Raw genomic sequence first — 20,431 nt, 5'->3', positions numbered from 1 at the left:
CTTTAAACGCAGAACTTATTTGGCGGTAAAGGTTTTTACGCCATCAGGGGTGCCAACGAGTAACACATCCGCACCGCGTTTGGCGAACAGACCGTTAGTCACTACACCGACTATCTCATTGATCTGACTTTCTAATTCTTTTGGATTAAGGATCTTAAGATTGTACACATCGAGGATCACGTTACCGTTATCGGTCACAACGCCTTCACGGTACACAGGATCGCCGCCAAGTTTAACGAGTTGACGCGCCACATAAGAGCGTGCCATCGGAATGACTTCTACGGGTAGTGGAAATTCGCCTAGTATGTCGACTTGCTTAGTGTTATCCACGATACAGATAAACTTCTCAGCCACAGCCGCGACAATTTTCTCGCGAGTTAATGCCGCGCCGCCACCTTTAATCATATCCATGCGGTCGTTGATTTCATCGGCACCGTCCACATAGACAGATAAACGATCGACGCTGTTTAAGTCATAAACGGGAATACCCAGCGCTTTCATTTTCTGAGTTGATGCCTCAGAGCTAGAGACTGCGCCTTCGATATCGGCTTTCATGGTCGCCAGTGCATCGATAAAGTGATTCACAGTCGAACCCGTACCAACACCAACAATGCTGTCTTTTTCAACGTACTTAAGTGCGGCCCAACCGGCAGCTTTTTTCATTTCATCTTGAGTCATGTTGACATCCTGTAACGGCAAATGAGTAAAAAATTCTGTGCTTAGTATACTCTTTTCCGATAAATAATGTGGCGCAATTCCACCGTGGGTGTGATCTAGATTGCTGGCATTTTCACATTAGCAAGCAGTCCCAATAACGTAAGTAACTTAAGCAGTTAAGTTGGAAAGCATTTCGCTATACGCAACTAATCTAACTAAGCTACTATGGCAAAAGCAGAATGGTTTATAGATGATTTGTAGAGGGATTTAGCATGGCAGGCGCGAGTTTATTAACCTTACTTGACGATATCGCATCGATTTTGGATGACGTAGCGGTAATGAGTAAAGTGGCGGCAAAGAAAACCGCGGGTGTACTGGGGGATGATTTAGCCCTCAATGCCCAGCAAGTGACGGGCGTAAGCGCCGATCGTGAATTACCCGTAGTGTGGGCGGTGGCTAAGGGATCATTTCGTAATAAGTTGATTTTAGTGCCAGCAGCAATGCTTATCAGCGCTTTTATTCCCTGGGCTGTCACCCCTTTATTAATGTTTGGTGGACTGTTTTTATGCTACGAAGGGTTTGAAAAACTGCATCACAGCTATAGCCATAGAAAAGGCCTGCAACAACACGAAACCCAAGTAGAGAATGAGTTACCTGAGATTAAAGATTTCGCCGCCTACGAGGCCGAAAAAGTCAAAGGGGCGATTCGTACCGACTTTGTGTTATCGGCGGAAATTATTGCAATTACCCTTGGTATCGTGGCGGACAAATCCCTGTCGACGCAGTTTTTCACCTTATCCGTTATCGGGATCATCATGACCATTGGTGTGTATGGTTTAGTGGCGGCGATTGTGAAAATGGATGATGCGGGTTTGTACTTGAGTCAGCGTGAAGGTGAGTCGGCCTTAACGCAAATGAACCGTAAACTGGGTTTTGGCTTATTAAGCGCCGCACCTGTGCTGATGAAAAGTTTAACCATTATCGGCACTGCGGCCATGTTTATGGTGGGCGGCGGGATTTTAACCCATGGCTTACACATGATTGGCGAGCAAATTCACCATGCTGAGCAAGCCGTCGCGGCTATGGACTTTGTCGGACCTGTGCTTGCCGTACTGACGCCAAGTGTGCTTAATGGCCTATTTGGCGTTGTTGCTGGCGCAGTCGCCCTTGCTGTGATGACAGGGATACAGAAATTGCGTAGTTAACTAGCTGCGCGCATCAACCATCAAGGATGAGCACGATGAAGTTAATGAAGTACTGTGTCTCCCCGAGTAAGCTGGCTTGGTTACGTAAAGAGTTTGGCAAAGATGCCGATGGATTAATGGTGGCAATGGATGCTGCTGGCACGGCTTATCTTGATAACCTCAATGCCTTGACCGAGCTGCAGAAAAGTGAGCAGGTATCGGCCAAGGCTGAAAATGCAATTAAAGCTAAAACTCAACTTCAAGCGCAGCGTCAGTGGGCATATTTGTGGCTGCAGCAACGTATCGCTTTGACTACACGTATTGATGATATTGAACTTGCAGCGTTAGCAGTTTTTGAATTTCAACATGTCCGCATCGAGGTAGTTGAGCCGTCGGAGTTTAATACAGTATTAGCACTATTACAGGCTGAGCAAGTCTTAGGTTTTGATACTGAAACCCGTGCAAGCTTTGAGCGCGGCGTGCAACACCCCTTGAGTCTTATCCAAATCGCAACTGCGAATACCTGTTATTTATTTCAGCATGCCATTCTGGGAGAGCAATTCATCCAGTTAAAAGCCTTATTAGAAGATGAAACCATACTCAAAGTCGGGGTTGGTTTACGCAGTGATACACAAGCCCTCAGGCGACAATGGGGCATTAATGTCGCATCAACATTAGATTTAAATTGGGCACTGGCTCAACTTGGAGCGGAGAAGGAAATGGGGACGCGCCAATTAGTTGCGGCGCTTTTGGGTGCTCGTATCGACAAACCTAAAAAAGTCACCTTATCGAATTGGCAGTACGTGCCTTTATCCAGTGCGCAAATTCATTATGCTGCCGCCGATGCCTTGGCCGCACTCAAATGCTTCAACGCATTAATATCTCAGTTGACACCCTTTTATCATGCATCAAGTGCCGCAAAAGCCGCATTATTAATTCCTTCAAGTTTGATAATGCCATTGGCGAAATATTTTAAGGATGCCGAATGAAACACAAAACCCAAGATGCCGCAAAAGTTAAAACCATGCCATTACATTCGGATGCGAGCTCACAAGGCACCAGTACTTTAGGTTTGATTTACCGCGTACTTGGCATCTTGCTTCTGTTAAGTGTTATCACTTTTGGGATTAATGCTTGGGCATAGATAGCGGTATTGCCAGCAGTCGAAAATAAAGGAGAACACTATGTTAGATGCTATTTGTGAACTCGAAACAGAGGATCATTTAATTGCGAGAACGACTTATAGTGTTTTTAAGTTTCAACAATTACCCGATGAGGATATCGAGCGTTTGCGGCAATGGTTAATTTGCCCCGCCTGCGGTGGTAAAGCATATTTCCGTAAAGCCTCAAAAGACGGTAAAACCGCTTGTTTTGGCTCGCGATATCATCAAGCCGATTGCATTGAATTTAAACCTTCGGCACAAAAGTCCCGTGAGGAGCAAGATGCCATTGAAGTGCAGCAACAGCTGGTGGACGCCGATGCCTTAATGATCGATTTCAGTCGCAAGCCCCGCCGCCATTCTCCCGCAAACAAAGCGCCCACCGCGCCATCTGCAAGTAAGACTGCGCCAACGGCTAAGTCGTCTTCTATATCTGAGTCGTCACCAGTACCTGTTGCATCGTCAGCGGACGGTCAAGTGCAAGAGTCGAAAACAGACTATCAAGTTAACACTGCGGCGCGCACAACCGAGAAACGGGTGCCAAGCCAAGGGCTCGAAAAGTTACTGCACAGTTTATTGCGTGGCACAGATCTGGCGAAATCTGATCTCTGGGTATACACAGACACTGAGCGCAAATACCGTTGGCGGGCGAAGAACCTGTTCGTCAACTTTGCCGATGCCGACCCGCTCGATAACAAACCCCACATGTATTGGGGCACAATATCCCATACAGACCCGATCATGAGCTGGCTTAATCCTGCCGACAGTAAAGATATCGGCATTCCTATCGATGGGATAAAACTGCCATTATTAGCGCAATTTGAAATAGAAGATAAACGCGATCTAGAAGGTGCGGGATTGATTTTATTTGGCAAATGTTTTTGGAATAAAGAAAAGACCCGCAAAATTATTCAGCTGTGGAATAACGATTTGCAGCGGATTTTTATCTCAAAGCTGGAAGATTAGCTTTGGGCAGAAACTTGAATTAGGGAGAGAAAAGGGGCTATTCCCGACGTACAAAAACGTCACAGTAAAAGTCCCTATCTATTTTATTACTCATAACGCTGATTAAAGCGTTTACTTGCCGCAGCACTTCTTGAATTTTTGACCGCTACCACAAGCGCAAGGCTCGTTACGATTCGGTTTCTTCTCGAACGTTGTGGTCTTAGGTTTATTCAATAAACCTTCTAACTCAAGGATATCTTCAGCAACGTCGGCATTGACTTCGATATTAGCAAACAGTTGGTGTTCGGCAATAATCGCAGCAACTTCGAGTTTACGCGCTTCATCGGCAACGATTAATTGCAGAGGGAAAGCTTCTGTACCCGGTTTAGCGGCACGCTTAGTGTTGTAACCAAAGCTCTCATGCTTTGGCTTAGGCGTTTTACGACCTTTGAAGAAAAATTTGTCAGACATCTTGGTTCCGTCGAGCAGTGTATGAAATTGACGATGCTTATACTATAAAACGCCGATTTTATAAATCGAACTCAGATCTTTTTTCGATAAATGTGTGGCTTTTGCCATTAAGTGGTCCAAAACTTGTCGAAACAACCATATCTGTCGAATTTACTGCAGTGATTCTAGCTAGGACATTAGGGCGGCTAATTCTCTAGATAATGCATTCGTTAAAACATCGTGCCCGATATGCGGTGGCTTTTTAATCTCAGTGGTAATTAATTCAACAGTAATCGTCTAACTTGTTTGAAAAACCTTCAGTTAATGAGTTTTGTCATAAAAAGTACTTTACCTTTGGAAGTGCTTTTAGCATAATGCCCCACGTCAACAGGGGTGTAGTTCCAATTGGTAGAACAGCGGTCTCCAAAACCGATGGTTGCGGGTTCGAGTCCTGCCACCCCTGCCAAATAAAACAACGGCTTGCATAGAAATATGCGAGCCGTTTTATTTTGCGTAGAATAAAACGTAGAAAATGATTTTACTCGGATTGAATAAGTAGTCATTTTTTAACGCTACCAATTGTCGGTACTATTTCCACTTTCCTGTCGTAGGTGTTCACTTGTGCCAAGGTTTTATGGCCCGAGTATTGTTGCTTCTCTGACAGTGTTCCCTCAAAGTCTGATACACCTTTAGCCTTAATATCATGGAACGTAAAAGTGCGTTCAATCTGCGGATAATCCATTTCCATTTTTGCCATCGCTCGCTTCCAAGCACTGCGCAATCCATCTTGTGTTAATTTCCCGCTGGGATGTTTATTAATGACATAAATACTGGCAATGCCTGAATGCAGAGTTCTTGCTTCGGCAATCGCTTTTCGTAGTCGAGGCGACCAAGCTTTGATTTGCTTTTTCCCTGTTTTACCCTGTTGGATAAACAAGCCATCTTCATTGACCTGCGACCAAGTTAATTGCAAAACATCGCCTTGCCTTGCTGCACATAGGTAACTTATTTCACAGGCAATTTTTAACCTTATCTCTGCACATGAAAGCAGAGCGTTGAACTCCGCATCAGTAATATATCTATCGCGAGCCTTTACCTTAAACTTTTTAACCCCTTTTGCGGGGTTGCTTTTACAGCGTCCACGCTCATAACCCCAAGCAAACATCACGCTAGCTGCTGCGAGTTCATGGTTTGCTTGGGTCTTACTTGATTGCCCCCTTAGATCCATATAGCGCCTAATATGATGTGGCTCAATACGGTCCGGTAACATACTGCCAAACACTTTACTGAACACATTAAGTTCACGGTCCCGATCTCGCTGGGTTCTGGGGGCAAGCTCTTTAAAGTTTGCACTATCCAAATACTCCATCGCTAAACGGTTAACCGTGTACTCAAGGCTAAGCTCAGCCACTGCCTTTTCGTATGCAGTCCATACCTCGGCTTTACTCGCCGTGATTTTGCACAGCACCTTAGTCGAGTTAGGACGCTTAATCACATAACAAATTGGCTTTCCAGCACGGCGATGAATGTAGACTGAAGGTGGTAACCAAGCATCCTCAGGTTTACGTTTACGCATTGCTTAGTGCTCCAAAGTTGGGCTCGCTTGACTTGTGATGAACCAACATACCCCGAGGATTATTCACAAAATCCCAAGTGACAGAAGGTTTACCATCGGCACGTATAAAGCAGTTTATGCCCTGATCACGTAACCATTTTACTTGCGCACCTGGGCGCTTTAATCCACTCAATACTTCAAGTTCAGCATCAGTTAATAGCTGGCTCATGGTCTAAACTCCTTCACATAGTTATGGCTTACCAACACGGATAACACCTGTTGAAGCTTCATGCCGCGTCCTTATCCTTAGGTGCGAAAAACAGCGCGACGGGGCCATCTTCGGTGTCGTGAATACTCAGTAAGAATGAGCCGGCTTTGTCGCAAACGGGGTGCCAATCGCTGATATCGGTGTCGCCCTCGTCAAAGTAGCGCTCGATTAAGTTTTCAGGGGCATCGAGTTCAAACCAAATCGCCACAAACTCGCCGCCTTGGCGCGCCGCCCATGCTTCACACTCAACACGGGTCACGCCTTCATCCCACTCGGGCAAATCTGGATGGGTCCAATAACCTTCTTCACGTTCAACTGTTGCTGCTTGTATCGACTTCATGCTGCTTCTCCTTTTATCCTGAGTTTTGATTCTGCATTGAGTGCGAATACTTCGGCGTCGGCTTGGCCGAAGTCGCTGCACTCGATGGCGTTAAAAGACTTACAAATGCCCCAACCGTGGTAGTTGTTGGGGGTGTACTTCACTTCGATTTGTTGTTGATCGCACATCAAGGTGAAGTAGGGCTTAGATAACGTGACCACACCCGCTTTAGTGCTAAACGTATTCATGCCGCCTCCTTGTTTTGGTTGTCGCTTGTTTGGCTGACAGGCGAATGGCAGGGCAGGCGCATTGGGTGATATCGGTACGAATACACTATGGTGCGGCTAATGCCCTTGGCGAGGTTGGTTAAACCGTTGCCCAATGCTTGCCAGTACAGGCAATCTAATGCGCCGAGTGCCAGCGCAATTTTGATGCTGTCGCCCGTTTTAGCCTTGAGTAACAGGCTTAACTTATGGCTGCGGTAATGATTTAGCAGATGGCGAAACGCCGCTGATTGAGTCATTTAGGCCACCTGCTTCGGTTGCAAAGGGCTTGTTAGCAAAGCGCTTGATTGCAAATGAGTTAATTGCAGCTTGGCCCAGTCAATGGCTTTAATGGCCTCGACCGTGGCGGCGATTTGCTCTAACTTCTTTTGCCCGCGCATAAAGTTCGACAGTTCAATACCGTGGCGAGCCGCCGCGCGTTCGGCGGGTAGGGCGCTGGTGTAATGCAGCGTTAACGCGGCAATCACCTCGGGCGAACTAATGCGGGTGAGCGATAGCAATAACGCAACGCGCTCTTGTGATTCAAAGCCCGGGAGTAAGTGGTTCATGCGCTATTCCTTCTTTTGAATCAGCAGGGCTAAGCTGCGGCTTCGCCGTTAAACACCACCAGATTGATGATGGGTTTCTTGGTTTTGGGGTTCACCTTGTCCGACAGCTTGTGATAGCGAATATGCACATCGCGGTGGGCTTCTTGGGTCATGGCTAACACGATATATTGCTGGCACAGCGCGGGCGTCGATAACGAATGCGACAGGCGTTGTGGCTTCATGGTTTCAAACAAGTGCTGCGCCATATCATCCAACTTGGCTTGGTACTCCGCAGGGCTCAGTTGACGGCGGTTAGGGTGCACGCCTACTGAGGTGCTGCACTTTTTGGCCGCTTGATTTTTCGCTAAGGTCATGGACACGCCGTAAACAAAAAACATAATTGCCTCCAACAAGGTGAAAATGTCGTCGTTATCGTTACAGGGATATGGACCATCACCCCTTGGTTGCTTTGCCTTGGCTGCTTTGCCTAGATAGCCTAAATCGTAAATGTTCGCGGCGGCTCTGCGGCTCTACTGCTTAGTGGCCGACGGGCGTGGCTGTAGTCATCGTGTGCAGCGGATGCACATTAGTGACGGCTTGCGAGTCGTTACGCCACACCATCACCTTGCCGTACAAACCTTGTTGGGGCTCGGTGAAGCGCAGGCAGAAATTGAGCCCGAGTTCGCCCGTGTGGCGAATGAACTGGCGGTAAAAGGCAGCGCTAGGGTGGTGATAAGCAAAATGCTTTACCAGTTCGGCGCAGCGGGCTTGCACCCGTGGGCAATCCATCGGATCGGTGTGGCCCTTGGCCAGCGCCATCAAGCAGGCAAAACGAATTGCAACCAGTAGACGAAACTCATCGCGTTGCTTAGGTGTGGTGTGAACTTTCGCTAGAATCATTTCCTTGTCCTCGGTAGTGGGTATATGCAAAATATAACCTTGGTTAATTACTTGGTCAATAACTATGGTTAATTAATTTGGTTAATTTTAGTTATATGGTTTGATGAGCGACTTGTAACACAGAATAAGAGATTGATATAAGGAGGGTTATGCTGGTGCAAGGTTAGGTCATGTTTGTAGGGGAGGTTGATTGCCCCGTTATGCTCCGAAAGTGTTTTGACTGGTTAGAACAATCGAAAATTCCTTCACCTGTTGCCCTACAAATTCTTATCTATTTAGCTAATGTTTGGCCCTACCGTAAAGCGACTAACAATGTATGGGTATACAGTCGTATTTAAATTTGGATACTTTTGAGTGTTTTTTAACTCATTTTTTTGCGCGTTTTTCCAGCCTAAAATTAATAAACCATTTAAAATCATGTGGATATACTTACCAAAATCAGTTAATAGATTTGGGCAACGCACATAAGCGTTTTTGCGGATGGTGTATTTGATAAAAAGCTGATAAGTTCTTTGCATACAGAGAGTTAACTGTGCGCGTTTTCACTGGTCTAACGTGATAATCGCGCATGCGCACTAATAAAATATTATAAAGCACAATAACTAAGGAGCTCGTTTTGAGTTGGCAAACCGCAGTTAGTTTTGATTTATTAAGTAAATCAGCCAAGTTACTAGCTTCTGATCTTTTTAAGATTCCGCTATCAAAGCTCCAGAACATTTCTCAAGAGAACAAAGTAAAAGAGATTTCAGAGTGGTTTGAATCAGAATCACTTGTTCTAGTTCTTGGTGCTGGAGCATCTGCTTCATACGGTATTCCTGACTGGAATTTACTCCTTCAAAAGTTACTTCTCATTTCTTTAAAGTCGGATAACGATACTACGAAAGATGAGATTGATGAAAAGTCAGGGGTTTTAGCTAAAACTTTCTCAAGAGTGTTTGAGCCAAATTCATTAGTAACTGCTCGTTATTTGCATAATCATTTCAAAGAAAAACACCCTCGCTCTAAAATTGCTTTTGAAACGGCTATTAGAGATGCCATTTATAGTGGTGTAAATATTGATGATGAATCTGGTTTAATGAAAGAGATCAGAAAGCTATGTATCGCAGCAGGCAGAAGTCCTAACTTAGATTCAATTATTACATACAACTATGACGATATACTTGAGCGGTGTCTAAAGAACATAGAGGTAGATATTCCCTTCAAGTCTATACATGCAAGCGGGATGAAAACCGGGAAAAATGAATTAGCTATTTATCATGTGCATGGCTACTTACCTAGCGCAGGGAAATTAACAACCAAGAATAAAGTTGTTTTAAGTGAAAATGGTTATCACCAACAATATTCTGATATATATGGTTGGAGTAATTTAATACAAATAAATAAATTCAAGGATTACAACTGTGTATTCATAGGTTTATCTTTCTCTGACCCAAACCTAAGAAGACTTCTCGACATATCAAAAAATGAACGTGGTGATAACGAAATACACCATTATTGTATTAAAAAGAGATTAGATCAGGACGATGTTGAGAAAAAACTTAAAAAATTACTGAGTGAGAATAACGAAATTCTAGAAGATAAAATGAGAGCAGAGCTCGATTTACCAGAGTTTTCCAATGAGCTAGTTAATCTAATGGAAAAGTTTGAAGAGAATGATGCGCTTTCATTTGGAGTCGGGATTATTTGGGTTAGTTCATACGATGATATTCCAGAAGTTTTGAACAAAGTTCGTACGAAAAGTGCTTTATAACAAGCGCTTTAAACGGAACGTCAACAGTTGGTCTATTGTTCGTTCCTCACAAATTTTAGCCAACTATTTCCGTCCGCTTAAGCGGGCGTTATAAATCTAGGTAAATATGGAAGTAGCCGAAAAAATAATTGATCAATTAGAATTAACGGGACACGATTTAGAGGGGGAAATATCTTTTCCTGCTTTAGGTGAAAGTGTTTTGTTTACTATAGGGTTATCTGGTTCTGGTGAAATAGAGCAGTCGCATAAAGATTCTATCAACTGGCTTTACAATAATATCGAACTTGAGTTCCCTAAAATTGAGGAAGCAATTTTCCAATATTACCAGAGAGTCTTACCTGATTATCATCTTGGTTTAGGGGAGTATGCCGACGAGCTAATGCCAAAGCTATTCGCACCTAATGAAGTGTGGAACTATGTCACCGAACCAGGAGTGTTCATGTTTCCTGAAGATGAAGGTGGAGAACTTCATTTAGAGTATGAGTGTGCCTTCGATGTAGAGCATGGTTTGAGAGTCGTAATTAAAAACGGAAAAATATTAAGGGTTGGCTTAGAGTAATCGATTTATAACAAGGCCATTATGGTAGTTGAACGCAAAACGCTTGGCTTGCGCTCCTTCGTCGCTAAGTTTAGCCAAGCATTTGTGCGCCCCATATGGCGGCGTTAGGGCCCATCAGGTAGTAGACATGGATTATTCGAAAACACTGGAAGTATTAGAAGGTGATATTTGGGAGGAGCCTGAATTCAAATCTCATTTAGTTACAACTTGTCACCAACTGCGTAAAACCCCTTTAAAAAATTTAACAGCAGAAAACCTTAGAATGCTCATAGGTCAAGAAATTGGGCTGGTTTACGTAATACCCTTGGCTGTAGATATCCTTGAAAATCAGTTGTTGGTATCAGGTGACATGTATGAAGGCGATTTACTATGTTCTTTGTCGGGTGTTGGTAGTCAGTTTTGGGATTCAAATGCAGAATTAAAAGCTAGAGCGTTTGATTTAATTCACTCTATTGACTCTGCATTGGAAACTCTACAAAGAGCTAAAAGAGGTCTAGAGGGCAATATTTCTTGGTAATGTGCCCTAACAAGCCAAGCCAGCGTTAATTTTACTCGCTGAAAAACACTCATAAAATCCCCAGCTTGGGGTGTTTGCCTATCTTTTAAAATTTGGGAGTATGATGGAAGATAAAAATTCAATTTGGCTTGATAGTGCTTTAAAAACACATTCTAGGCTTACAGAATCCGTTATTACGGTATTTGAAAACTTGCTCAAAGCAAATGGTATAGTTTTTTTAGCTGTAACAGGTCGCACAAAAGATAAAAAGAGTGCGTTGGAGAAGATCACAAGAAAAGGGTATAAGAAACCTGAAGTTCAGATGACTGATCTCTCAGGCGTTAGAGTTATCCTCTACTTTGAGTCGGATGTTGATCGAGTCTCGAAGTTGATTTCAGACTCATTTGGTGTTGATAAAAACAATTCATTAGATAAAAGCAAGATGCTTTCAAAAGACCAAATCGGATATCGGTCAGTACACTTTGTGTGTACTCTTGGCAACAAGAGATCAACACTACCAGAGTATTCCAAACTTACGGATTTAAAGTTTGAAGTTCAGGTTAGAACTGTACTTCAACATGCTTGGGCAGAATTAGCTCATGATAGTAACTATAAATTTTCAGGTTCTCTACCACCTGAGATTGAGCGAAAGTTATATCTTTATGCCGGTATGTTAGAGATAGCTGATAAAGGGTTCGATGAATTATCTTCACAAATTGACTTGTATAAACAATCAATTGATGAAAAGTCTAAACTAGGTGATTACACCGCAACGATAGATTCAATTAGTTTAAAGGAATACTTTGGTTTTTGGGTTAAAGAGAACGGTATTACTCTAAGTAGTACTAGTATTCAAAATAATACTAGTGAATTGATTCAAGAGTTGAACTCTTTCGGCGTAAATACACTGGAAGACCTTATAAGCATAATACCTAAAGGTTATGTCGAGGCGTATAAAGAAGTCGGGGAACGTTCTAATGTCTTTGGTATTGTAAGAGACTGGATGTTGATTACCGATTGGCAAAAGTTCCTAGGTAATGTCTCATTTAATTGGGTGGTTGACAGTGATTCACTAAAGCTTTTGGGTAAGTTTATTACAGGAGAAAACTTTACAAATATGCTTCAAGCTTTAGATGAGCATGAGGCACTCATCTTAGACGAACATGACGAAGAAGAGATTGGCTAATGTCTAATACATAAGAAGAGCTATTTGGGATTAAATCGTTTTTACAACAGAACTGAATACCAAAACACTTTGCCGATCACTTTCACCTGTTTAACTTGGTCGGCATCGAGGCGTTCGTCTGGATATTCGTCAGTGTTGTAGCTGCGCAGGCGTAAACCACCACCGGGTAATTTATACAGCACTTTGATACGTAGCATGCCATCGTGGTTAACGGCGTACATTTTGCCGTCGATCACATCGGTGGCAGAGGTATCAACACCGACCGTTGAGCCGTGGGGTAATATGGGCTCCATGCTGTTGCCGTTCACTTTGACACAGGCCGCATAGTCACTATTCACACCTTGACGCTTAAGGGTGCTCTTAGTGAAACGCAGTTTTGGTCCTTTAAATTCGCGGCTATCAAGAATGCCATCCCCTGCGGCTAGCTCTACTTCCATGTAAAACGGAATTTCAACTTCATCTTCCCCTAATGGGGTATCACTGTCCCAGAGCTCAAATCCGCCAGCCCATTCAGCGTTGGATTCAATTCTGTTGGCTGCCTTTGCTTTTGCTCCTTCTTCGCCATATTGAAGTTCTTCGGCGGTGCAACGCAAAGCGGCCGCTATGTTTAGCAGCTTTCCAGTAGTTTTAACTTTACCGGATACTAGTTTATGTACCATGACTTGAGAAATGTCCGCTCGTTCGGCTAACTCTTTTTGAGTCATGCCTATGGCTGCCATTCTGTCACGTATGTTTTGGGCAAGTGTTTTCATTGGTTAAGTATATTACCTAGGTTATATATGGCAACTAACCAAAGTTATTGACTTGAATTAACCATAGTTATATTGTTGCTGTGTTTCATTCACTTTGGAGTCATTATGAAAAAAGCCGCAGCCATAGATCACTTTGGTTCACAAGCAAAGCTCGCGGCCGCTATTGGCGTGTCTCAAGCCGCCATATCGAAGTGGCCTGTAGACGTTCCCGAACTCCGCGCTTATCAAATCGAACGGTTAACTGGTGGTGAACTCAAGGCGACTGAGTTGCCATTAGTGAGTTCTGAGCATGCCGCTTAACACTGAACCGTTCTAACACGTTAACAGAGAGAGGCTTATTAGCATGAAAACCAATTCACGTAAAAAAGATAGCCGTTTGAATTTGTTGATGAAAACGATTCATCGGGTGTTGGAGTTACCCAAGATGACACGCTTTGCGCTGGCGATAGATTTTGTTGCGGCGGTTGAGCGCCTTGGGCTAAGCGAGTTGTTAGCGGCGGAGGGGATTAGCTTTGCGAGCAGTCAAGATGTGCACAACGATGCGCGGATTAATGCGCAAAAGCTGTTCCGTTGGCTCGGCCAGTACGAGGGCCAGCATCCGCAGGCTGATCGCTTGTTTCATGTTGAACAAGCACTGGTGGCGGCATTGCCTGAGCATTTGCGGGTGCAGTATCTCAACGATGTGTTTGGTTGCACTGGGGTGACGGTAATTGCTGATCGTATGAATGATGGCCATGTGTTGCATGTGGCCGATATGGCGGCATCGCTCACCAAAGAGAACGCCGAGGCGCAAGTGGCGGTGATCCATTTGGGCAGTGAACCTAAGCGCGAGCAGTTAGTGGCGGCGCACCGCGAGTTAAAAGAGTCGGCGGCGACCACGCAAGCCAGCATGGCGGCGTTAGAGCTAGCGTATCCGTATTTAGCGAGTCACGGCGGTAAGGCGGCGCAATTCGCGGCCGAGAAGTGACCGCGATGCCGCAATCGAACCTGAACATCAATGTTATCGCCAGTGCTAAGACTGAGTTGCACCAACAGTTGATCCGCTTGGGCGACATGATCGGCGACGGTTTGCACTTAGAACCCGATGGTAAATGGATTGCGAAAGAGTATGTGAAAGTGGCGCGGGCGTTAGGTTATCGGCCTAAACGCGCTAATCACAGCGCACAGATTAATGCGGTGATGCTTAAGCGAGTGGCTGATGTGCCGTGTGGCCAGTGCGGTTTGGCTTTAAAGCAAACCAAGTCGGGCTCAAAACGCGCCGTGTGTGCCAATGGGCATAAGTGGCAGTTATTGAAATGACTTGTTGAAATGACTTGTTGAAATAAGAGACGGAGTGAATGGCATGTTCACAAATCAGTTAAGTGATAACTGGGCGCGTAAAAAAAACCGTTATCAAATTGCCCGCCACAGTTTGGCGACCGATGCGGGCTTGATACCTAAGATCATGAAGTGAGGAGGATAACGATGTTTGATCCTGAATGTTTGATTTGTTGTTTGGAGGGCGGCGCCGCGTGTTCGGTGCATGGGCAAGTTAGCAGTGATGATGGGCCCGCCGTGACCACGCTTACCGAGATGGAAACCGCGCAAGTGACATTACTCATGATGCAGGCAAAGCAGTTAATGCTTAAGGCGATGGCGCTTAAAGCTAAGTCGAACATCCCTAATAGCACTGGGCCTAATGTGGCTGAGCGTAACGTCAAAGATCCTAGCGCGGCAACCTCTGAACGGGCAGCGTTAAGTGGCGTGAACATGGGCAAAGACATTGCCTGTTTTCATGGGCAGACCACGGCGGAGTTGTTTAAGCGAACGCAGGTGGGCCGAATGGTTGAGGTGTTAAGGAGCTGCGATGAATTGCAGCATAGTCGCCCCGAGCGTTGGGCGGTTATCGCGACCGACATCGTGGATAAGGCGTTGCTGGGCAGTGGCAAGCAGTTGTTGCTGCCAACGGTGAGCATTGATTGGATTATGAATTATCTGTTGATGGAAGAACAACGCGCGGAGCGTTCTATTGCGCTATTGGCGGCGGATGTAGGCGCGGCTGATGCGAGTGCGGTTGATGTGAATGCAGCTGATATGAGTGCAATCGCGAAAAGCCGCAACGTGCACATTAAACGGCGTGATTTTTTTAGCCAGTTGCGCAGTAACTTGGCGCACGAGGTTTACTTGCTTGGCAGTGAAGGCGAGCGAGCGGAGGGCAACGGGGCGCATTGCAGTTGATCCCGTTGTTGTAGACATAAGAAAGCCCGCTGAAGTTTTGGCGACCGATGCGGGCTTAATACCTAAAGTGAGGCAATATCATGTTACTGAAGCATGGGGTTTGCGTCAATTCGAGTTTGTGGGTTGCTCTGTTTGGGGGTGACTTATGAGTATGGAATTGATGGTAAAAGCGATGAAGGCCAAGGTGGGTAATCCACTGCGCAAGCTGGTGTTGATCAAGCTTGCTGATAACGCGAACGATAATGGTGAGTGTTGGCCGAGCCATCAGCATATTGCAGATCAGTGTGAGATTGGTCATAGCACAGTGAGAAAGCACATTGCGGCCTTGGTTGATATGGGTTTTGTCACGGTTAAATATCGTAAGGGACCTAAGGGAAATTTAACCAATATTTATACAATTTCAATCTGCTACGAGGTAGCACCCCCTGTGCTAGCAGATAGCATAGGGGTGCTACCAGATAGCAGACCCCCTCTGCCACGAGATAGCACAGGGGTGCCACCAGATAGCATAGGTATGCCACCAGATAGCAGACCCCCTGTGCCACCAGATAGCACCGGAATCTGTCACTCTTTTGAACCTATCAAAGAATCTTTAAAAGATAGTTGTCCAGCAACGAGTGCTAAGTCGGTTTTCAATGCGTTTTTCAAAGCCTACCCAGCCCATCGCAAAGGCGGCTCGGATTCGGCTGCGTGGAAAGCGTGGAAGGCCGAAAAGCTGACCGACGCCGATTGTGTGTTGGCGGTGACCTGGTTGAAGGACGCTGCGGCGCAGGATGCGAGTTGGGGTTTTAGCGCGAACGGCCAGTTTGTGCTCGGCATTACCAAGTTTATCCGTGAACGCCACTGGCTGACGCCGTTGCCAAGACCTATGGCAACCGCCGTTGGGCAAGTGGATTGGAGCTACGCGGTGTATGACCCTGAGGACCCCTTGATATGACTGCCAATCAAAATGCGAGCATGAAATCACTGCAGACCTTGATGCGCCAGCCGCTGGTTGGGCAGGGCTCACGGGTGACGAAACCTGAGCCGACGGCGATGGACATGGCGATTGTGGACAGCGTGTTTAGCAAGTTGCGGGTGTTGTTTCCGGTGAGCGCGCCGCGGCCAGAGGACGAAGCAACCCACAAAGCCGAGTGGCTTAAAACCTTGGCCGCGCAGGGGATTGCCAGCCGCGAGCAAGTGCAAGCGGGGCTGAATCGCGCTAGACGCGAGCAGGGCGATAGGCAGTTTTGGCCGACACCGCGCCAGTTTGCGTTGTGGTGCCAACCTACGGCCTGTGATTTGGGATTGCCCACGTTGGAAGCGGCGTTTAAGGAGGCTGCGCGCCATTACCATCACCCTGATAAGCATACGTGGAGCCATGATGTGGTGCGCTTAGCGGTACGCGAGACGGGCAGTTGGATGTTTGCCACTGGGCTTGAAAAGGACGTGTTAATGACGTTTGAGCGCAATTACAAAGTGTTGTGCAGGCGCTTTAGCCGTGGCGAGTTGACCGATGTGGCATTGCCAAAGGCATTACCCGAAACGGTGACGCGGCCGACTGAGGCGGCCAAGGCCAAATCAATTATTGCCAATTTACGAACCAACCTTGGACTTAAGGGGGCAAACGATGGCGAATAAACCACTGACCCAGCGCGAACGCTTAATGCGCATCATCACAGGTAAACGGTTTTGGACCCTGTTTGAAATCCAGCAAGAGAGCTTTAACCGCTTTGGGGTTCACGACAGCGAGACGGCCTTAAGTGCGCGGTTTCGGGATATGCCGATTAACCAGCGGGTAAAACGCATACGCTCGGGTACCCATCACACCTTTGAATATCGGTTGGAGGGCTAGATGGCGCAGGTGATGACAGCAACAGGCGTAGAGCAAGGCAAGTTAAACGATGCAGTATTGCGCCGTTGGTTGCGGGCAGGGATAACACGGGACTTTCGGGACACGCAGTTTCCGGCGGTGCGGTTACGGGCCTCGACCGATAGACGCCAAGCCTCGGTGTATTTAGTGATGAACGAAGCAGGCAAAACCGTGTGGCAAAAGCAGGGTGTGTGGCCAGTGATGTGCTTGAAGACCTTTTTAACCGAGTTACCCAGTTTGCTCGCCAAACGCAGCATGGGCCAAACGGTAATCAGCAACGAGTTTGCCACTGTTTCGCAATTGCTGGCGTGGTTTGTGAGCCATGTGGAGTGCAACCGCACCTTAAGCAACAGCTGGCGCAGTAACTGTAAATCGTTGGTGAGTAAACATCTCAGCGGCTGCTTTGCTGAGTTACCACTCAATGAGCTGAACTTTATCGCGGTGGACAGTTATTTAATCAAACCCATGTTGGCGCAGGGCTATTCGGCCAATTACATCAAAGCCGCGGTGAAAGTGCTGAAACGGGCGTTATCGGTTGCGGCCGATTTACGGGTGTTAGACAGCAATAGCTTGGCGGGGTATCGGGTGCAAATGAGTTTGAAGATGCCGCCTTTGGTGGGCACGCAATTAAGCGAGTCGGACGTAGGGCCGTTATTCAGCGCATTGCGAAATGCTGCAAGACCGGTGGCGATGCTGTTTGTGCTGATGCTGATGTTCGGTACCCGCATTGGTGAAACCCGTTTAGCACGTTGGGACCACTTTGCCGGTGATTACTGGTTTATTCCCGCTGAGAATGCCAAGAACCGCCAAGAGCACCGATTGCCCATGACGCCCACAGCCAAGAAGCTGATTACCCATTACGCCCATTGGCAATACACGCATGTGGGCAAGCGGGCGTTTTTGTTCCCAGGCGAAGTAGGGCCGGTGAGCATACGTACCGCGCAGTATTGGAGTGAAACGATTCGGTTTAAGGCGTTTACCTCCCACGCACTGCGCAAACTGTGCCGCACCATTATTGCTGACATGGGCGTAGATACCATGGTGGGTGAGCGGATATTGAATCACACCTTGCCATTACTGCTACGCACGTACGTCAACAGCACCTTAGATAAGGGCATGTTGATGGCATTAGATGCCTACCATGCGCACTTAATCACGCTGGGGTTTGATGATGTGGCGCCCGAGATTATGCGCCAATCGACCACTGAGACGAGTGAGCCAGACGAGCCAATGTTAGTGGGGTGGTTATGACAATAACGATAACAATATCAATTAGCACAACTGGGTTATGGACTTCACGCAGGAGGATTTATGGCTAATCGCGCCGCGGATGTATTGAAAGTAGGGCGCCGTTTACGGGGCATGACCCAAGACGAAGTGGCTGAGATTTACGGCATTAGCCGCAACACTTACCAACGTTGGGAAAATGGCCGTACTACTGCGCCCTATGACGATGTGACATCGATATGCCTTGATGTGTTTAAGCTTTCCATCGAGAAGATAAATGAGGTGGCCAATGGGCTTTAGTGATGAACCCGAGCAGAGGATGAACATTAAGGCGTTGCGGTTAGGGCTTTATCGCTGGGGCCGTTATTGGGTGTACCAAGAACTGGGCAAGGGGTTTTCAAACCGCAGCGCCTGCGACCGCTTAGGTGAAGCGATGGGCGGTGGCAACTTAAAGCACGAACTCAACGTGCCTGCCCACGTCGCCCATTTTGATCACCTCGTTGAGCAGCTGTCCATTAACTGCAAACGCGCCATTCGCGCCCATTACCTGTGCAAAGAGCAGTGGGCCTTAATGGGATTTGACAGTAAAAAGTCATACATCTTCTGGTTAAGAAAAGCCGAAATGGCACTGCTAGATAGGATGAATTAGAAGGAACGCCCTCTTACGAGGGCTGGCGGGTTAGACGGTTGTCCACCAAGACTGCTAACCCGTTGACCGGATTTTATCAAAGGTTCGGACAGATACCTATGCAAAATAATTCGCTATTCAAATACAAACACATTTGCCCCATTGCTCTTTAGCAAAGCGGCATCTAGCTAACTCCAACATCAGGCCATTGACCCAGTTTTAGTAATGCTATCTATTTCTGGCCTTATCAATTTTATCCAACCGCAATTACGTTAGCCAATAAGAAAATGTGGTACGAGTGTTAGCCTGAATGTGGGACCAAAATGCTGTCAACCAAGGTCAATAATCAGTCGAAAGTGAGCGAAAAGAATGAGAAAGCTAAAACGATATCAAGTGATTACCCATCAAACTGTATAAAAAACCGTTACCGCAAAAAAGCAAATTCCTATAGCATCATTCATACCCATTTACACGGATGTGGCAGCGGCCAAGTCCAACAAGCGATTTATGCCCTGCAAACAGCGCAGCGCATAAATACTAAGACGTTATGTTTCCGAATGAAGAGGAAAGTTTTGGATATCAATTTATTAAATCCTATCGGTGACGGTAGGTTTGCAGATGTATGGCTAGGCACCGACGAAATTGGAAGGAACGTTGCTGTTAAAGTGCTCAGAGAGGAAGGTAAAGGTGTATCTACAATTTTAGATCACGCCAGAGCTTTGGTTAGATCAAAGCATAAGAATGTAGTAGATGTGTATTCAATTGAAAGTGTATTCATTCCAAATATTGGGAATGAAAAGTGTATTGTCATGGAACACATTGATGGTATTACGCTGGAAGAACGATTAAATGGTGATTTAACTAATCAAGAGGCTTATAGACTTGGTCATGAAATTTCGGAAGGTGTTAAGCACATCCATGCTCAAGGTCTAGTACACATGGACTTGCACGACGAAAACGTGCTGGTAGAGCATGACGGAAATGTAAAGCTAATTGATATTATGTACTTAAGCTCGCTAAAAGATGTGCCTGAAATGACACAGGCAACTCGATTTAAGTATGATAAAAAACAATTGATTAGCCTCTTAAGTGAAATATGCTCCAAATCCCCTCTTGGAGATGAGGCTAGAATTGAATTTAGCTCGGGAATTTCAGAAGACTCAGAACTAGAGGATATAACTCAAAGTTTCGAGAATGTATTTACGCTCATTCGTTTGGGCTTAGAGTATATGATTAACACATTCAAAGTGAATGGAGTGCGTGCCAAACATTATAAATTTAGGTCAGAGTGTGCTCATGATGTGGATGAACTTAGGAAACTCATGGGCGGTAATATTCTAAGTATTCAAACCCAACAACAGTATTTTCCAGATAATAATGTTGACCTCATTACAGCATTAGAACTAGAAGATGTCCGTAACTTTATGCGTCAAGTGGTTGATGGTCATGTAATGCTTCAAACAGTCCAGTACTATTACAACTACACAGGGGAACGGGATTACGAACTTATCTAAA

Annotated in this window: 30 protein-coding genes and 1 tRNA gene; 20 read left to right on the top strand and 11 right to left on the bottom strand. The window is 45.9% G+C overall.

Translation table 11 applies throughout. From position 1 onward, the window contains the following. Positions 1 to 15 precede the first annotated feature (15 nt). Positions 16 to 678 carry a ribose-5-phosphate isomerase RpiA gene (rpiA, locus tag Q4Q49_RS12860; protein ID WP_028761507.1) on the bottom strand — a complete coding sequence of 221 codons (663 nt, stop codon included), beginning with the start codon at positions 676 to 678 and terminating at the stop codon, positions 16 to 18. 251 nt (positions 679 to 929) lie between these two features. On the opposite strand from rpiA, the gene Q4Q49_RS12855 reads away from it, so the two are divergent. Genes Q4Q49_RS12855 through Q4Q49_RS12840 form a run of 4 tightly spaced genes read left to right on the top strand, consistent with a single transcriptional unit; the run spans position 930 to position 3,967 of the window. Then, positions 930 to 1,862 carry a DUF808 domain-containing protein gene (locus tag Q4Q49_RS12855; RefSeq protein WP_311999520.1) on the top strand — a complete coding sequence of 311 codons (933 nt, stop codon included), beginning with the start codon at positions 930 to 932 and terminating at the stop codon, positions 1,860 to 1,862. A 35-nt stretch (positions 1,863 to 1,897) separates the two neighbouring features. Then, entirely contained in the window at positions 1,898 to 2,830 is a 933-nt protein-coding gene (locus Q4Q49_RS12850; protein WP_311999519.1) for a 3'-5' exonuclease, read from the top strand. Continuing rightward, the gene (locus Q4Q49_RS12845) at positions 2,827 to 2,985 is read left to right on the top strand and encodes a hypothetical protein (RefSeq protein WP_311999518.1); all 159 of its coding nucleotides are present in this window, start codon (positions 2,827 to 2,829) and stop codon (positions 2,983 to 2,985) included. The genes Q4Q49_RS12850 and Q4Q49_RS12845 overlap by 4 nt, the downstream gene beginning before the upstream one ends. 40 nt (positions 2,986 to 3,025) lie before the next feature. Continuing rightward, positions 3,026 to 3,967 (top strand): hypothetical protein, encoded by a 942-nt coding sequence (locus tag Q4Q49_RS12840; RefSeq protein WP_311999517.1) that lies wholly within the window; start codon positions 3,026 to 3,028, stop codon positions 3,965 to 3,967. Positions 3,968 to 4,078: 111 nt separating this feature from the next. Here the strand turns inward: Q4Q49_RS12840 and Q4Q49_RS12835 are convergent, their stop codons facing one another. After that, complete coding sequence (locus Q4Q49_RS12835) at positions 4,079 to 4,417, bottom strand: PBPRA1643 family SWIM/SEC-C metal-binding motif protein (RefSeq protein ID WP_311999516.1); 339 nt, start codon at positions 4,415 to 4,417, stop codon at positions 4,079 to 4,081. 368 nt (positions 4,418 to 4,785) lie between these two features. Here Q4Q49_RS12835 and Q4Q49_RS12830 point away from each other — a divergent pair. Beyond that, positions 4,786 to 4,862 (top strand) — tRNA-Trp (locus tag Q4Q49_RS12830). Between the two features lie 93 nt (positions 4,863 to 4,955). Here Q4Q49_RS12830 and Q4Q49_RS12825 read toward each other — a convergent pair. The 8 genes from Q4Q49_RS12825 to Q4Q49_RS12790 all read right to left on the bottom strand — a co-directional run bounded on the left by Q4Q49_RS12825 (position 4,956) and on the right by Q4Q49_RS12790 (position 8,249). After that, entirely contained in the window at positions 4,956 to 5,972 is a 1,017-nt protein-coding gene (locus tag Q4Q49_RS12825; RefSeq protein WP_311999515.1) for a tyrosine-type recombinase/integrase, read from the bottom strand. Continuing rightward, positions 5,965 to 6,180 carry a DUF4224 domain-containing protein gene (locus Q4Q49_RS12820; protein ID WP_006083887.1) on the bottom strand — a complete coding sequence of 72 codons (216 nt, stop codon included), beginning with the start codon at positions 6,178 to 6,180 and terminating at the stop codon, positions 5,965 to 5,967. Before Q4Q49_RS12820 ends, Q4Q49_RS12825 begins: the two co-directional genes overlap by 8 nt. Positions 6,181 to 6,238: 58 nt before the next feature. Continuing rightward, a complete protein-coding gene (locus Q4Q49_RS12815; protein ID WP_311999514.1) occupies positions 6,239 to 6,559 on the bottom strand; it encodes a hypothetical protein in 321 nt (106 codons plus the stop codon). Then, on the bottom strand, positions 6,556 to 6,786 hold the full coding sequence (locus Q4Q49_RS12810) for a hypothetical protein (protein WP_011847800.1): 231 nt from the start codon (positions 6,784 to 6,786) through the stop codon (positions 6,556 to 6,558). Before Q4Q49_RS12810 ends, Q4Q49_RS12815 begins: the two co-directional genes overlap by 4 nt. Next, entirely contained in the window at positions 6,783 to 7,061 is a 279-nt protein-coding gene (locus tag Q4Q49_RS12805; protein WP_173243282.1) for a hypothetical protein, read from the bottom strand. The genes Q4Q49_RS12810 and Q4Q49_RS12805 overlap by 4 nt, the downstream gene beginning before the upstream one ends. After that, a complete protein-coding gene (locus Q4Q49_RS12800) occupies positions 7,062 to 7,370 on the bottom strand; it encodes a hypothetical protein (RefSeq protein ID WP_028760251.1) in 309 nt (102 codons plus the stop codon). Between the two features lie 29 nt (positions 7,371 to 7,399). Then, positions 7,400 to 7,747 (bottom strand): hypothetical protein, encoded by a 348-nt coding sequence (locus Q4Q49_RS12795; RefSeq protein ID WP_006083879.1) that lies wholly within the window; start codon positions 7,745 to 7,747, stop codon positions 7,400 to 7,402. Between the two features lie 139 nt (positions 7,748 to 7,886). Beyond that, on the bottom strand, positions 7,887 to 8,249 hold the full coding sequence (locus Q4Q49_RS12790) for a hypothetical protein (RefSeq protein ID WP_259576205.1): 363 nt from the start codon (positions 8,247 to 8,249) through the stop codon (positions 7,887 to 7,889). A gap of 616 nt (positions 8,250 to 8,865) precedes the next feature. Here Q4Q49_RS12790 and Q4Q49_RS12785 point away from each other — a divergent pair. The 4 genes from Q4Q49_RS12785 (at position 8,866) to Q4Q49_RS12770 (ending at position 12,240) form a co-directional block, all read left to right on the top strand. Continuing rightward, complete coding sequence (locus tag Q4Q49_RS12785) at positions 8,866 to 9,999, top strand: SIR2 family protein (RefSeq protein WP_311999513.1); 1,134 nt, start codon at positions 8,866 to 8,868, stop codon at positions 9,997 to 9,999. A gap of 106 nt (positions 10,000 to 10,105) precedes the next feature. Continuing rightward, a complete protein-coding gene (locus Q4Q49_RS12780) occupies positions 10,106 to 10,558 on the top strand; it encodes a DUF6985 domain-containing protein (RefSeq protein ID WP_311999512.1) in 453 nt (150 codons plus the stop codon). 127 nt (positions 10,559 to 10,685) lie between these two features. After that, positions 10,686 to 11,075: a contact-dependent growth inhibition system immunity protein gene (locus tag Q4Q49_RS12775; protein WP_311999511.1), complete on the top strand. Its 390-nt coding sequence runs from the start codon at positions 10,686 to 10,688 to the stop codon at positions 11,073 to 11,075. A gap of 103 nt (positions 11,076 to 11,178) precedes the next feature. After that, positions 11,179 to 12,240 (top strand): GTP pyrophosphokinase, encoded by a 1,062-nt coding sequence (locus Q4Q49_RS12770; protein WP_311999510.1) that lies wholly within the window; start codon positions 11,179 to 11,181, stop codon positions 12,238 to 12,240. 41 nt (positions 12,241 to 12,281) lie between these two features. On the opposite strand, the gene Q4Q49_RS12765 is transcribed toward Q4Q49_RS12770, so the two are convergent. Beyond that, the gene (locus Q4Q49_RS12765) at positions 12,282 to 12,992 is read right to left on the bottom strand and encodes a helix-turn-helix transcriptional regulator (protein WP_311999509.1); all 711 of its coding nucleotides are present in this window, start codon (positions 12,990 to 12,992) and stop codon (positions 12,282 to 12,284) included. Positions 12,993 to 13,097: 105 nt separating this feature from the next. On the opposite strand from Q4Q49_RS12765, the gene Q4Q49_RS12760 reads away from it, so the two are divergent. From Q4Q49_RS12760 to Q4Q49_RS12710, 11 genes are all read left to right on the top strand, one after another. Continuing rightward, positions 13,098 to 13,292: a Cro/CI family transcriptional regulator gene (locus tag Q4Q49_RS12760; RefSeq protein ID WP_311999508.1), complete on the top strand. Its 195-nt coding sequence runs from the start codon at positions 13,098 to 13,100 to the stop codon at positions 13,290 to 13,292. 43 nt (positions 13,293 to 13,335) lie between these two features. Beyond that, the gene (locus tag Q4Q49_RS12755; RefSeq protein ID WP_311999507.1) at positions 13,336 to 13,959 is read left to right on the top strand and encodes a hypothetical protein; all 624 of its coding nucleotides are present in this window, start codon (positions 13,336 to 13,338) and stop codon (positions 13,957 to 13,959) included. 5 nt (positions 13,960 to 13,964) lie between these two features. Continuing rightward, entirely contained in the window at positions 13,965 to 14,291 is a 327-nt protein-coding gene (locus Q4Q49_RS12750; protein WP_006083868.1) for a hypothetical protein, read from the top strand. Positions 14,292 to 14,456: 165 nt separating this feature from the next. Further along, on the top strand, positions 14,457 to 15,209 hold the full coding sequence (locus tag Q4Q49_RS12745) for a hypothetical protein (protein ID WP_311999506.1): 753 nt from the start codon (positions 14,457 to 14,459) through the stop codon (positions 15,207 to 15,209). Between the two features lie 145 nt (positions 15,210 to 15,354). Beyond that, the gene (locus Q4Q49_RS12740; RefSeq protein WP_311999505.1) at positions 15,355 to 16,146 is read left to right on the top strand and encodes a helix-turn-helix domain-containing protein; all 792 of its coding nucleotides are present in this window, start codon (positions 15,355 to 15,357) and stop codon (positions 16,144 to 16,146) included. Beyond that, the gene (locus tag Q4Q49_RS12735; protein WP_311999504.1) at positions 16,143 to 16,829 is read left to right on the top strand and encodes a replication protein P; all 687 of its coding nucleotides are present in this window, start codon (positions 16,143 to 16,145) and stop codon (positions 16,827 to 16,829) included. Before Q4Q49_RS12740 ends, Q4Q49_RS12735 begins: the two co-directional genes overlap by 4 nt. Beyond that, positions 16,819 to 17,043 carry a hypothetical protein gene (locus tag Q4Q49_RS12730; RefSeq protein ID WP_048908676.1) on the top strand — a complete coding sequence of 75 codons (225 nt, stop codon included), beginning with the start codon at positions 16,819 to 16,821 and terminating at the stop codon, positions 17,041 to 17,043. The genes Q4Q49_RS12735 and Q4Q49_RS12730 overlap by 11 nt, the downstream gene beginning before the upstream one ends. Then, on the top strand, positions 17,044 to 18,312 hold the full coding sequence (locus tag Q4Q49_RS12725; protein WP_311999503.1) for a tyrosine-type recombinase/integrase: 1,269 nt from the start codon (positions 17,044 to 17,046) through the stop codon (positions 18,310 to 18,312). A gap of 60 nt (positions 18,313 to 18,372) precedes the next feature. After that, entirely contained in the window at positions 18,373 to 18,588 is a 216-nt protein-coding gene (locus tag Q4Q49_RS12720) for a helix-turn-helix transcriptional regulator (protein WP_006082023.1), read from the top strand. Further along, positions 18,578 to 18,937, top strand: a complete 360-nt coding sequence (locus Q4Q49_RS12715; RefSeq protein WP_311999502.1) for a hypothetical protein — start codon at positions 18,578 to 18,580, stop codon at positions 18,935 to 18,937. The genes Q4Q49_RS12720 and Q4Q49_RS12715 overlap by 11 nt, the downstream gene beginning before the upstream one ends. Before the next feature lie 302 nt (positions 18,938 to 19,239). Further along, the gene (locus Q4Q49_RS12710) at positions 19,240 to 20,430 is read left to right on the top strand and encodes a protein kinase domain-containing protein (protein ID WP_311999501.1); all 1,191 of its coding nucleotides are present in this window, start codon (positions 19,240 to 19,242) and stop codon (positions 20,428 to 20,430) included. The last annotated feature ends 1 nt before the right edge of the window (position 20,431 follow it).

The organism is Shewanella sp. SP1S1-7, from assembly GCF_031932105.1.
Lineage (GTDB): Bacteria > Pseudomonadota > Gammaproteobacteria > Enterobacterales > Shewanellaceae > Shewanella > Shewanella baltica.
Note: the sequence above shows the minus strand (reverse complement) of the source record. Positions and strands in the feature narration are given on the sequence as shown.